This window comes from Alkalimonas collagenimarina, from assembly GCF_030717845.1.
GTDB lineage: Bacteria > Pseudomonadota > Gammaproteobacteria > Enterobacterales > Alteromonadaceae > Alkalimonas > Alkalimonas collagenimarina.
Window position 1 is genome coordinate 22795 of sequence record NZ_JAUZVZ010000031.1, and the last position, 10289, is coordinate 33083.

At 46.2% G+C, this 10289-nt stretch carries 12 protein-coding genes and 3 tRNA genes; all 15 read left to right on the forward strand.

The features are described 5' to 3' along the window. Nucleotides 1-307: 307 nt before the first annotated feature. A tRNA-Asn gene (locus Q3O60_RS16240) sits at nt 308-384 on the forward strand. Nucleotides 385-399: 15 nt separating this feature from the next. Next, a tRNA-Asn gene (locus Q3O60_RS16245) sits at nt 400-476 on the forward strand. A gap of 21 nt (nt 477-497) precedes the next feature. Then, a tRNA-Asn gene (locus Q3O60_RS16250) sits at nt 498-574 on the forward strand. A 131-nt stretch (nt 575-705) separates the two neighbouring features. Then, complete coding sequence (locus Q3O60_RS16255; RefSeq protein WP_305894985.1) at nt 706-2628, forward strand: EAL domain-containing protein; 1923 nt, start codon at nt 706-708, stop codon at nt 2626-2628. Between the two features lie 128 nt (nt 2629-2756). After that, on the forward strand, nt 2757-3341 hold the full coding sequence (rsxA, locus tag Q3O60_RS16260; protein ID WP_305894986.1) for an electron transport complex subunit RsxA: 585 nt from the start codon (nt 2757-2759) through the stop codon (nt 3339-3341). Beyond that, entirely contained in the window at nt 3338-3895 is a 558-nt protein-coding gene (gene rsxB / locus Q3O60_RS16265) for an electron transport complex subunit RsxB (RefSeq protein ID WP_305894987.1), read from the forward strand. The genes rsxA and rsxB overlap by 4 nt, the downstream gene beginning before the upstream one ends. Beyond that, nucleotides 3895-5892 (forward strand): electron transport complex subunit RsxC, encoded by a 1998-nt coding sequence (rsxC, locus tag Q3O60_RS16270; protein WP_305894988.1) that lies wholly within the window; start codon nt 3895-3897, stop codon nt 5890-5892. The genes rsxB and rsxC overlap by 1 nt, the downstream gene beginning before the upstream one ends. Further along, on the forward strand, nt 5889-6956 hold the full coding sequence (rsxD, locus tag Q3O60_RS16275; protein WP_305894989.1) for an electron transport complex subunit RsxD: 1068 nt from the start codon (nt 5889-5891) through the stop codon (nt 6954-6956). Before rsxC ends, rsxD begins: the two co-directional genes overlap by 4 nt. Further along, nucleotides 6953-7582 (forward strand): electron transport complex subunit RsxG, encoded by a 630-nt coding sequence (gene rsxG / locus Q3O60_RS16280; protein ID WP_305894990.1) that lies wholly within the window; start codon nt 6953-6955, stop codon nt 7580-7582. Before rsxD ends, rsxG begins: the two co-directional genes overlap by 4 nt. Further along, entirely contained in the window at nt 7579-8277 is a 699-nt protein-coding gene (locus Q3O60_RS16285; RefSeq protein WP_305894991.1) for an electron transport complex subunit E, read from the forward strand. Before rsxG ends, Q3O60_RS16285 begins: the two co-directional genes overlap by 4 nt. After that, entirely contained in the window at nt 8274-8906 is a 633-nt protein-coding gene (gene nth, locus Q3O60_RS16290) for an endonuclease III (protein ID WP_305894992.1), read from the forward strand. The genes Q3O60_RS16285 and nth overlap by 4 nt, the downstream gene beginning before the upstream one ends. A gap of 71 nt (nt 8907-8977) precedes the next feature. After that, complete coding sequence (locus tag Q3O60_RS16295) at nt 8978-9229, forward strand: type II toxin-antitoxin system HicA family toxin (protein WP_305894993.1); 252 nt, start codon at nt 8978-8980, stop codon at nt 9227-9229. Beyond that, nucleotides 9219-9695 (forward strand): type II toxin-antitoxin system HicB family antitoxin, encoded by a 477-nt coding sequence (locus tag Q3O60_RS16300; protein WP_305894994.1) that lies wholly within the window; start codon nt 9219-9221, stop codon nt 9693-9695. The genes Q3O60_RS16295 and Q3O60_RS16300 overlap by 11 nt, the downstream gene beginning before the upstream one ends. Then, nucleotides 9679-10107, forward strand: a complete 429-nt coding sequence (locus tag Q3O60_RS16305) for a hypothetical protein (RefSeq protein WP_305894995.1) — start codon at nt 9679-9681, stop codon at nt 10105-10107. Before Q3O60_RS16300 ends, Q3O60_RS16305 begins: the two co-directional genes overlap by 17 nt. A gap of 107 nt (nt 10108-10214) precedes the next feature. Then, the coding region (locus tag Q3O60_RS16310; RefSeq protein WP_305894996.1) for a VOC family protein at nt 10215-10289 on the forward strand (75 nt) is incomplete at its 3' end.

The following is a 10289-nucleotide window of genomic DNA, read 5'->3' on the forward strand; positions in this document are numbered from 1 at the left end:
AAAATAAATAAGCCATTGATTTTAAAGGGTATAATATTTTATGATTTTTCTCTTGACCACCTTGCATCCCTTGATAACTCTGAAGTTTACTTCTTCTTACCTGAGTCACCCACAGAGTTATCCACAGCTTCTGTGGGTAACTTCCGGCACGCCAGCAGAACCAAGCTTTTCCACTCGGAAAATGTCTGCCGTCGGCAACAAGTTGATGATTATATGCTCAGGTAAACCATAAAAACTTAAATCCAACAGCTTAAGTGTTGACAGCTATATAGACTGGCATTAGTATTGCCGCCGTTGCATTTGCTGTTCCTCAGTAGCTCAGTTGGTTAGAGCGGCGGACTGTTAATCCGTAGGTCGTTGGTTCGAGTCCAACCTGGGGAGCCAACAGCAAAAAACGATTCCTCAGTAGCTCAGCTGGTTAGAGCGGCGGACTGTTAATCCGTAGGTCGTTGGTTCGAGTCCAACCTGGGGAGCCATTCAACATGATCTCTTTTAGTTCCTCAGTAGCTCAGCTGGTTAGAGCGGCGGACTGTTAATCCGTAGGTCGTTGGTTCGAGTCCAACCTGGGGAGCCATACAAACTTCCTTTCTCCCTTTTCAAGATAAAGATTTATTTTTGCTCAATTTTTTGATTTAATCCCGACTTTACTACTATAACTAGACTAAACCGTAAGGCATTTCTCTGGTTTGCTTGGGTGGTCAATCAATGAATACATTTCTTCAGCTCGTTTTAGTGCAGCTTATTACCGCAGTGCTGATCACTGCCCTATTGCTATTCAATCAGGTAAGTTCAACACAGCAAGAACTGGCTTCGCAAGAAGCACAAGGTCGCTTAGTCGTTCAGCAGTTGCTGCACGACCACTTTGAAACCGATGGTAAAGTACTTAGTCGTCAAATCCGACAAAGCCTGAACCCCCATCAGCTGCAGATCACCTTGATGGATAGCACCGAGCTATACAATCATCGCTCATCTTCCAGCGCCCCGGGGATGGCCACGACCTTATTACAATGGCTGGGTTATCAGCATCCTATACATACTCTACAGAATAATGAGTTACAACTTCAGGTTCGTTATCAGCTCAATCACGATGCAACCATTAGTCAGCTGCAATCACGTCTCTGGTTTGTGTTGTTTATTCCACTATTAATCTGTTTTCTGGCAAGTGCAGCTTTACTCTGGTGGTTTCAATATCAGCTGCGCGCAGTGAGCAAAAAAATGAGCGCATTGCTGGATACCATTGCAACCAACCCTGCTCAATCACTTGATACCATCGAATTACCAAAAACATTTGAAGATACTGGGGTGAGCTTGCAAAACTTTGCCCGGGTCAACCAAAAGAAACTAACCGAGATGACCGCCAATGCGCGTCAGGTTACCGAAGATGCTTACAAAGATCCGGTCACAGAGCTCCCTAATCGTAATCGGTTTGTGCAGTATTACGAAGAACAGCTGAGCAAAGGCGGTCAAGTGGATTTTGGTATCTTTGCCATTACCCGTTGTACTGAATTGCAGAACTTAAATCAAACCCGCGGCTATCAAGAGGGTGACAAGTACATCAAAGAAGTCTGTGAAGTCCTTAAAAAGACAGTGCATACTTACCCCGGTGGTCAATTGTATCGTTTAAATAGCTCCGACTTCGGCATACTCTTGCCCAGAGTTACGCCAAAAGAAGCAGAAAATTTTGCAGTGCAATTGCAAAGCAGGCTCAATGAGTATCAAAAAATTGCGGAACTTGATTCCGTTGCCTACACCGGCTTAGTTAGCTATGAAAGTGGTAGAGCACTCGGAGAGTTGCTGGCCATTGCAGATACCTCTATCAGTCTGGCACAAACCAAGCAAACCAATGCCTGGCATTTGCAAAAAGAATCTGCCGGGCTCGAAACTGCCAGCTACGGTTACGGCAATCAAAACTGGCGAAATGTCATTGATGATGTGCTGGCAAACAATCGTATCGCTTTACTCTATCAAAGTATTCAACCGTCATCACGATCAGCGAAAGCCTACTCTGAAATATTAGTTCGCTTTAAAACTCAGGAAAATCAGGTGCTCCCCACTGCATCGTTTTTAGCGATGGCGGAAAAACTAGATCGCATTATTCCCATTGATCGTTTAATTATTGAAACAGCACTGAGCACCATTAAAAGCAAAAACTTACAAGATCAGTACTTCGGTTTAAATTTATCGTCTCGCTGTATCCATGATGATCAATTCATTATTTGGCTGGAGCGACGCTTACTGAAAGATGCCACCATTGCCGCAAAACTGATTTTTGAAGTCACTGAGTTTGGTCTGCAACAAAACTTAAAAACCAGCAAGCGCTTTATCGATATGGTACACCGTGCAGGAGCTCGTATCACCGTTGAGAAGTTTGGTGTCGGTATCACGTCATTTAAGTTTTTCCGCGAATTGAAACCGGATTACATCAAAATGGATGGTAGTTATACCCGTCGTATTGATGATGACAAAAACAATCAGTACTTTCTGCGCTTGATGATCGATCTGGCCCACCGAATTGGTGTTGGTGTATTCGCCGAGTCGGTAGAAACGCAAGAAGAAAAACACATGCTGGACTCGTTATTTATTGATGGCTGCCAAGGGTACTACATTGGAAAGCCAACCTCACTCTGATGGGGTTGGCTGCTTCTCAAGTGCAACAGTTTCTAAAGCATGAAAATCCGATAACCCTACAGGCTACAGGTTGTTATCGGGCAGGCTTCAGCGCATAATAACGCCATGGTGCCAGCTGTAAATCAACTATGACCGAATTTCTGCTTCTTTTAATCAGTACCGTACTGGTAAACAACTTTGTCCTCGTTAAGTTTCTTGGGTTATGCCCCTTCATGGGTGTATCTGGCAAACTCGAGACCGCCATCGGTATGTCATTAGCAACCACCTTTGTGCTGACACTCGCATCGGTATGCAGCTATCTGGTTGACCACTATCTGTTGGCTCCTCTCGATTTACTTTATTTGCGTACCTTGAGCTTTATTTTAGTGATCGCTGTTGTGGTGCAATTCACCGAAATGGTGGTGCATAAAACCAGCCCGACGCTGTATCGCTTGCTCGGTATTTTTCTGCCATTAATCACCACCAATTGTGCTGTGCTTGGAGTGGCTCTTTTGAATGTGACAGCCAATTACAACTTTATTAACTCTATTGTGTTTGGTTTTGGCGCTGCTGTGGGGTTTTCTTTGGTGTTAATTTTATTTGCAGCCATGCGCGAGCGCTTAGTGGCAGCTGATGTCCCAATTGCGTTTCGTGGCGCCGCTATTGCCATGATCACAGCGGGTTTAATGTCACTCGCCTTTATGGGGTTCACTGGTCTGGTGACGATATCATGATGGTAATCATCGCCTTACTGGCGCTTGGTGCTTTGGCACTCATTTTCGGTGCCATTCTGGGCTACGCCTCGATCCGCTTTCGGGTTGAAAGTGACCCACTGGTTGAGCAAATTGATGATATCTTGCCACAAACTCAATGCGGTCAATGCGGTTATCCCGGTTGTCGTCCTTATGCTGAAGCCATCGCCAATGGTGACGCCATCAATAAATGCCCTCCAGGTGGTGATACTGCTATCCGTAAACTTGCCGACTTAATGGGAGTTGAGGCAAAACCCCTGGATGCCGCCCAGCAAGAGAGTGAGAAAAAGGTCGCTTACATACGAGAAGATGAATGCATTGGCTGTACCAAGTGCATTCAGGCGTGTCCTGTCGATGCCATTGTTGGAGCGACCCGGCAAATGCATACCGTCATTGTGGATGAGTGTACTGGCTGTGATCTTTGTGTCGATCCCTGCCCGGTTGATTGCATTGACATGCTCCCCATTCCAGAAACGCCTGAGCGCTGGAAGTGGGATTTAGATCGCATCCCTGTTCGCGTTGTTGGGGCCGATTAATGCAAAACTTACTAGAACAAATTCAAGCCGCTCAGTTGTGGGACTTTCCCGGTGGTATCCACCCTCCAACGCGTAAAGCGCTGACTTCGAAAAAATCGATTGCCAAACTGGCATTAGCAGATCGACTGTACATTCCGTTGCGTCAACATATCGGTGTAGCGGGTCAATGCCTGGTCAAAAAAGGCGATTTTGTCTTAAAAGGACAAGCGCTCAGTCTGGCTGATAGCTCTATGTCCATTCCTGTGCATGCTCCCACCTCAGGTTTGATTTTAGCGGTTGAGGACCATACCAGTCCTCACCCTTCAGCCTTACCCGAGCCAACCATTGTGCTGGAGCCCGATGGCTTGGATGAATGGCGGGAGCGAGAGCCACTGGATCACCTCACCTGCTCCTTGCCACAGCTGTTGGAACGAATTCAGGAATCCGGCATTGCAGGCATGGGAGGCGCTGGCTTTCCAACCCATTTAAAATCAGCCATCAAACAAGAGGTGGAGTGCCTTATCATCAATGGCGTAGAGTGCGAGCCCTACATCAGTGCAGATGACGCCTTAATGCAAGAAGAAGCCACCACCATCGTGAAAGGCATTGATATCCTCTGCCAATTGCTGAACCCAAAGATCGTGCTCATTGGCATTGAAGACGACAAGCCAGACGCTATTGCAGCGATGCAAGCCGCATGCAAGCAACGAGATCATTACTTTATTCGCGTTATTCCGACGAAGTACCCATCGGGTGGTGAAAAACAACTCATTCAGGTGTTAACCAATAAAGAAGTCCCTGCGGGTCGGCGTCCCATTGATATTGGTATGGTGATGTTTAACATCGGCACCAGTTTTGCCATTGCTCAGGCCGTACTCGATGATATTCCGCTGATTTCACGTATTGTGACCGTTGCCGGTGATACGCTGACACAAGCACAAAATATGTTGGTTCCTATTGGTACTCCTGTCAGCGCCTTACTGAATGCCTGTGGTTTTCAACCTCAAGCGCAACAGCGGGTCATCATGGGAGGCCCGATGATGGGCTTTACCTTGCCGGATTTAAGCGTTCCGGTTATTAAAACGACCAACTGTATCTTGGCACCAACCTATCAGGAGCTCCCTCCGGCTCGCCAAGAAATGGACTGTATTCGTTGTACGGCCTGTGCCGATGCCTGCCCGGCGAGCTTATTGCCTCAGCAACTGCTTTGGTACAGTAAAGCAAAAGACAGTGCCAAACTGGAAGAGTACAACCTGTTTGACTGCATTGAGTGTGGCGCCTGTGCCTATGTCTGCCCAAGTGAAATTCCACTGGTGCAATACTACCGGGTCGCCAAGGCCGATAGCCGCCAGCAACAACGTGAAGCATTACAGGCTGAGCAAGCCAAGGCACGCTTTGAAGCCAGAAAAGCTCGGCTAGAAGCTGAGAAACAAGAGCGGCAGCAAAGACATGAGCAATTGGCCGAAGAGCGAGCAGCCAAGCAAGCTAGTGGCTCCAGTGATGCCGTGGCTGAAGCGCTGGCGCGCGTCAAAGCAAAGCAGCAAGATGCACCTACCGACCGCGAGACGATAAAAGCTGAACGAGAACGATTAAAACAACAAGCCAGAGCAAAGCAAGCCGCTCAAACGGACATGCCGCCAGATGGTGAAGCAAAATCGCCAATTGCGTCCGAGGTGTCAACTGCAAAAGAGCCAGCGGATCCTCGTAAAGCAGCTATCGCCGCAGCCATAGCCCGGGCGAAAGCAAAAAAAGATGCGCAGTCCGCCACAACCTCTGACGAAGTAGTCTCTTCAACACCGGCTGAGCCAGCGGACCCTCGCAAAGCAGCTATCGCCGCAGCCATAGCCCGGGCGAAAGCAAAAAAAGATGCGCAGGCCGCCGCCCCTGACGAAGCAGTCTCTTCAACATCGGCTGAGCAAACAGAAACCCCAGAGCCAACAGATCCGCGCAAAGCGGCGATTGCTGCGGCCATCGCGCGCGCGAAAGCAAAGAAGCAAAAGGATACCGAAACCAAATGAGTTTTCGTATTGCCAGTTCACCGCACCAGCACAGCCAAAAAACCACGTCTCAGTTGATGCTCTGGGTTGCTGGCGCTGCACTACCAGCTATTGCCGTACAAAGTTATTTGTTTGGTTATGGCGTACTGATCCAGCTCATGCTTGCCATTAGCACCGCCTGGGCCTGTGAGGCTTTGATATTAGCCATGCGGCAAAAAACCATTTTGCCGCGGTTGCGCGATCATAGCGCCTTGGTCACCGGGCTTCTGTTGGCAGTCTCAATTCCTCCCTATGCCCCATGGTGGTTGATTATCATCGGTACTGCCTTTGCTATTATTATGGTGAAGCAACTGTATGGTGGCCTTGGATTTAATATCTTTAATCCGGCCATGGCTGCTTATGTCTTATTGTTGATTGCTTTTCCCGTACAAATGACCCAGTGGCTACCTCCTACTACACTGCAAACCTATGATTTGTCGCTGCTCGATGCGGTTTGCGCTGTCTTTACCCAATACAGTTGTCAAGGCTACAGCATTCAGCAACTGCAAATGGGCATTGATGGCATGACCATGGCAACGCCTCTCGATACCGCCAGAACGGATCTGACCATGGGGCTCACCCTGCCAGAGAGCTTTGAAAAGCCGATTTTTTCGCAGGGTGCTGGCTCAGGCTGGCTTTGGCTGAATGTTGCCTGGTTGCTCGGTGGCTTAGTACTGATACAACAAAGAGTGATTCAATGGCGTATTCCACTTAGCGTGCTTGGTTCCTTAGCGCTGTGCAGTTTGATCGCCTGGAGTATTAACCCCGATATTCACTTATCTCCTATCTTTCAGCTCTTTTCTGGCGCTAGCATGCTCGCCGCTTTCTTTATTGCTACCGATCCGGTCAGTGCATCCACTACCCTCAAGGGGCGTATTTATTATGGTATCTTGATTGGTGTGCTGGTGTTTTGTATCCGTACCTATGGCGGTTACCCTGATGCCTTTGCCTTTGCCGTTTTGTTGGCCAATATGGCGGTTCCCTTGATCGATTACTATACCCGACCACGAACCTATGGTCATAAAGTGAAAAAAGGCCTGTTATGATTCGCCCGATCAGTAAAAATGCGTTATTACTGGCTTTGGTTGCCATGATCTGTGTCGGCCTGCTCAGTGTGCTACAGCAACTGACTGCGCCACGCATAGCCGAGCAACGGCTGGCCAGTAAAATGGCTATTTTGCAGGACGTATTGCCGGCAGCAGCAGAGCAGCAGTTGCTGGATGACTGTATTGCCGTCATAGCCCCTGAGTGGTTAGGGAGAGCCAGCACACAGAGTATTTTTCGCTGGCGTGAACAAGGAGAAGTGGCAGCCTATGTGGTTGAGACCACGGCGCCAGATGGTTACAGTGGTGCCATTGAGTTGATGGTCGCCATCGCACCAGATGGCACTGTACTGGCCGCTCGTACTTTACAGCATCAGGAAACACCTGGCTTAGGTGATAAAATCGAGTTGCGTAAATCTGACTGGATGCTGAGCTTTAACGATCAGCCCGTCATAGAAAGTACACTCAGTCGTTGGGCTGTGCGAAAAGATGGTGGGCAATTCGATCAATTTACCGGCGCAACCATCACCCCCAGAGCCGTTGTTCAGGCGATAAAAAAAGCTGCACTTTACATTCAACAACACCCAGAGCTGGCGACTCAGCCCACCAATTGTGAGGCGATGCAATGACACAACCCTATAAAGAACTTGCCATACAGGGGTTATGGAAAAACAACCCCGGCTTAGTACAACTGCTTGGCCTCTGTCCGCTACTGGCGGTGACCAATACCGTGACCAATGCGCTTGGTCTTGGAGTGGCTACCTTGCTGGTATTGCTCGGTTCAAACCTGGTGGTCTCCGCCGTTCGTAACTGGGTGCCTAACGAAATTCGTATTCCGATTTTTGTTATGATTATTGCGACTTTCGTCACTGCAATTCAATTATTAATGAATGCTTTTACCTATCAGCTGTATCTGGCACTGGGTATTTTTATTCCATTGATTGTGACCAACTGCGCCATCATAGGCCGGGCGGAAGCCTTCGCTTCAAAAAATCCACTGATCCCCTCTGCCATAGATGCTGTGATGATGGGGCTTGGTTTTGCTTTTGTTTTACTGGTGCTCGGTGCTATGCGCGAACTGCTGGGACAAGGGACTTTATTCGATGGCGCTGAGGCGCTGCTTGGTGAGTGGGCAACGGTATTACGGATAGAAGTATTCAGCCTCGATCATTACTTCTTATTAGCGCTCTTACCGCCAGGTGCTTTTATTGGTATGGGGCTGTTAATCGCAGGCAAAAATGCCATTGACCAACGCCAGCAACAACGTCAGCAAACTGAAAAAGCCGAAATTACCCGGGCTCGAGTAACGGGAACCATTGCATGAATAAACAAAAGCGTTTCGAACTTCTGTCCCGGCTTCGAGCCGCCAACCCAGAACCGACCACTGAGTTGGATTACAGCTCTCCTTTTGAGTTACTGATTGCTGTATTGCTATCAGCACAAGCCACCGATGTTGGTGTCAATAAAGCCACCAAGCATTTATTTCCAGTAGCGCGAACGCCTCAAGCTATGCTTGATCTCGGCGTGGATGGCGTGAAGCACTACATTAAAACCATTGGTTTATTTAATACCAAAGCCGAAAATGTGATTAAAACCTGCCGCATGTTGGTTGAATTGCATGGCGGTGAGGTACCCGAAGATCGCGCCGCCCTTGAAGCCTTGCCCGGGGTTGGCCGCAAAACTGCCAATGTGGTGCTGAATACCGCGTTTCGCTGGCCAACCATTGCCGTTGATACCCATATTTTCCGGGTCAGTAATCGTACCAAATTAGCCATGGGTAAAAATGTTGATGATGTAGAACAGAAATTACTGAAAGTGGTGCCCGCCGAGTTTAAGCTGGATGTGCACCATTGGTTGATTTTGCACGGCCGCTATACTTGTGTAGCCCGTAAACCAAAGTGTGGGTCCTGCATTATTGAAGATTTATGTGAGTTCAGAAATAAAACTAGTTAAGCAACTCGAACCAATTGACAATTTTTGCAACTAAGATATAGTTGCACCCTTCGAGATGGATATCTATATTCATGGGTAAACATGAAAAACTAATAGAAAAGCTATTAAGTAGACCAAATACCTTTCTTTGGAGAGATCTTTGCTTAGTTATGCAAAGTCTTGGATTTGAAATAGTTAAAGGTAATGGTTCTCGCAGGAAATTCATTAATAATAAAACAGGTCAATTTGCTAGTTGGCATGAACCTCATCCAGGCAAAGAAGTCAAATTTTACGTCATCAAAGAAGCAATAGAGTTAGTAAAGGAGTATCGCAATGAGCAATAAAACTCTTTCTTACAAAGGCTATTTAGCTTCAATTGATTTTTCGATTGAAGATCAATGTCTAATCGGTCGTGTAGAACATATAAAAGACAGTATTATTTTTGGCGCAGAAACACTTACTGAATTAATTGATTCTTTTCATTCTTCTATAGATGATTATTTAGCAACATGCATTCAACTTGATAAACAACCAGATAAACCGTTTAAAGGTTCTTTCAATATCCGTGTGTCTCCACAGCTTCATAAAGATGCAGCTTACGCAGCAACTACTTGTGGTGAGACCTTGAATCAATATGTATCAAAAGCAATTGAATATAGATTGAAGAGTATTACCAATATAAACCTAACAATTAAAACTGAATCTAATCATAAAGATCTAGTGAAAATTCCTTTTGAAAACCCTTTGGATTGGCTCGAATCGACACCGACTACGTTTACCAAGGATACCTTCAATGTTAGAGAACATTAAACTAGCAGGTAAAAAAATAAGCTCATTTGTATTTAACGAGTCTGATGAATCTAAAAGCCTTAAAAGTCTCAAAGGTGATGGATTCGTTATTGTAGAGCTTTCGGCTCCAAGCCTCTCTATGCTTCATCGCAACATATTTGAAGTTGAATATACCCTTAGTGTGCATGGTTACTTGAACAATGATGGCAGTGATACACTTGAAGAGTGCACAGATAAAACAGAATTATTCTCTTTTGACATAATATTTTCTTTAGCTTATCACCTGAAAGGTGATCTGGATGATTTTACACAACTATCTAAGGATAATTCTTGGATGTTTGAAAAAGATGCTCACTTCTTTATGAGTGACTATATAAATAAATTTTTAATGGATACAACATTTAGGCATATACGAATACCGTTACAAACTTAATTGAGAATTAAAATACATTTAAATATTTGGTATATCTCCAACCATTCCTGCAGTTTATTTCAAGCCTTTTTAAGATAAGAACAGTCTAATAAATTAGGAACCTGACTATGCGAATTTTACACACCATGCTCCGCGTTGGTGATCTTCAGCGCTCCATCGCTTTTTATACTGAAGTACTAGGG

What these genes read in the sequence shown, in the direction of transcription:
- rsxA (WP_305894986.1), top strand. Translation starts at nt 2,757, where the DNA reads ATGACCGAATTTCTGCTTCTTTTAATCAGTACCGTACTGGTAAACAAC.
- Q3O60_RS16295 (WP_305894993.1), top strand. Translation starts at nt 8,978, where the DNA reads ATGGGTAAACATGAAAAACTAATAGAAAAGCTATTAAGTAGACCAAAT.
- rsxG (WP_305894990.1), top strand. Translation starts at nt 6,953, where the DNA reads ATGATTCGCCCGATCAGTAAAAATGCGTTATTACTGGCTTTGGTTGCC.
- nth (WP_305894992.1), top strand. Translation starts at nt 8,274, where the DNA reads ATGAATAAACAAAAGCGTTTCGAACTTCTGTCCCGGCTTCGAGCCGCC.
- rsxC (WP_305894988.1), top strand. Translation starts at nt 3,895, where the DNA reads ATGCAAAACTTACTAGAACAAATTCAAGCCGCTCAGTTGTGGGACTTT.
- Q3O60_RS16255 (WP_305894985.1), top strand. Translation starts at nt 706, where the DNA reads ATGAATACATTTCTTCAGCTCGTTTTAGTGCAGCTTATTACCGCAGTG.
- Q3O60_RS16285 (WP_305894991.1), top strand. Translation starts at nt 7,579, where the DNA reads ATGACACAACCCTATAAAGAACTTGCCATACAGGGGTTATGGAAAAAC.
- rsxD (WP_305894989.1), top strand. Translation starts at nt 5,889, where the DNA reads ATGAGTTTTCGTATTGCCAGTTCACCGCACCAGCACAGCCAAAAAACC.
- rsxB (WP_305894987.1), top strand. Translation starts at nt 3,338, where the DNA reads ATGATGGTAATCATCGCCTTACTGGCGCTTGGTGCTTTGGCACTCATT.
- Q3O60_RS16305 (WP_305894995.1), top strand. Translation starts at nt 9,679, where the DNA reads ATGTTAGAGAACATTAAACTAGCAGGTAAAAAAATAAGCTCATTTGTA.
- Q3O60_RS16300 (WP_305894994.1), top strand. Translation starts at nt 9,219, where the DNA reads ATGAGCAATAAAACTCTTTCTTACAAAGGCTATTTAGCTTCAATTGAT.